Genomic DNA, 1778 nt, shown 5'->3' with positions numbered 1-1778 from the left:
CCCACCCGCACCGTCCGCATCGGCCGCGCCGCCGACAACGACCTCGTCATCGACGATCTCGTGGTCTCCCGCCGGCACGCCGAACTGAGGGCGCTGCCCGACGGGACGTACGAGATCGCCGACCTCGGCAGCCACAACGGCACCTACCTCAACGGCGGACCCGTCACCAGTGCCCCGGTCGGCCCCGGCGACGTCGTCGGCATCGGCCACTCCGCGCTCTGCCTCGTCGGCGACGAACTCCAGGAGTACGTCGACACCGGCGAGATCTCCCTCGACGTGCAGGACCTCACCGTCGCCGTCGACCACGGCCGCAGGACCCTGCTCGACCGGGTGTCGTTCCCGGTGGGGGAGAAGTGCCTGCTCGCCGTGGTCGGCCCGAGCGGCGCGGGCAAGTCCACCCTCCTCAACGCCCTCACCGGACAGCGCCCCGCCGACCACGGCACCGTCCTCTACGACGGCCGCGACCTCTACCGCGACTACGCCGAACTGCGCCAGCGCATCGGTCTCGTCCCGCAGGACGACATCCTGCACGCCCAGCTCACCGTCCGCAGCGCCCTGTCCTACGCCGCCGAACTCCGCTTCCCGCAGGACACCGCCAAGGCCGAGCGCCGCTCCCGGGTCGACGAGGTCATCCGCGAACTCGGCCTGGAACAGCGGGCGGAACAGCCCGTGCACAGCCTCTCCGGCGGTCAGCGCAAACGCGTCAGCGTGGCCCTGGAACTCCTCACCAAGCCGTCCCTGCTGTTCCTCGACGAGCCGACCTCGGGTCTGGACCCGGGGATGGACCGCTCGGTGATGCACATGCTGCGCGCCCTGGCCGACGACGGCCGCACCGTCATCGTCGTCACCCACAGCGTGCTCAGCCTGGACGTGTGCGACCGGCTCCTCATGCTCGCCCCCGGAGGACGCGTCGCCTACTACGGACCGCCCGAGGACGCCCTCGCGTTCTTCGGATTCGAGCAGTGGCCGGAGGCCTTCGAAGCCTTCGAACGCGACCGGGACCGCGACTGGGCGGGCGACTACCGCGCCTCGCCCTTCCACGGCAGGTACATCGCCGACGCCACCGCCCAGCCCCGGCAGCGGACGGCCGGCCCGGTCGCCGTCGCCCCGCCGCCCCGGCCGCGCAGCCGCACCGCGCAACTCGGCACCCTCGTACGCCGTTACGCCGCCGCGCTCAGCGCGGACCGCACGTTCCTCGCCATCATGATCGCGCTGCCCTTCGTGATGGGGGCGATGGCCCGTGCCCTGGCCGGCGGCACCCTGACCCCGAGCACCGCGATGAACGCCCTGCTCATCCTGTGCGTCGGTGCCGTCCTCACGGGCGCAGCCAACGCCGTGCGGGAACTCGTCAAGGAACGCCCGATCCACCGGCGCGAACGGGCCGTCGGCCTGTCCAGATCGGCGTACCTGATGTCGAAGATCATCGTGCTGGGCACGGTCACCGTGCTGCAGGCGGTGGTGCTCACCCTGGTCGCCCTGCTCGGGGTCGACCTCGACGCACCAGGTGGTGAAGGCGTGTTGATGCCTCCCCTGGTGGAGATCACGGTGGCCGTGGCCCTGCTCGGCTTCACCGCCATGATGCTCGGCCTGCTCGTCTCCGCGCTGGTGCGCAAGGAGGAGGTGACGATGCCGCTGCTGGTGCTGCTGGCCATCGTCCAGGTCGTCTTCTGCGGTGCCCTGCTGAAACTGGACGGCGTGCCCGTCCTGGAGCAGTTGTCCTGGCTGGTGCCCTCGCGCTGGGCGTTCGGCGCGATGGCCGGCACCGTCGACCTGGCCCG

At 71.5% G+C, this 1778-nt stretch carries 1 protein-coding gene; it reads left to right on the top strand.

What is annotated here, in order from left to right; translation table 11 throughout:
• A partial coding sequence (locus AOK11_RS36365) for an ABC transporter ATP-binding protein/permease (protein WP_055597904.1) occupies nucleotides 1-1778 on the top strand: 1778 nt, incomplete at both ends.

Origin of the sequence: Streptomyces hirsutus (assembly GCF_001418415.1) — a bacterium.
Lineage (GTDB): Bacteria > Actinomycetota > Actinomycetes > Streptomycetales > Streptomycetaceae > Streptomyces > Streptomyces hirsutus.
The sequence above is the reverse complement of the archived record's forward strand: the minus strand, read 5'-3'. Positions and strand labels throughout refer to the sequence as shown.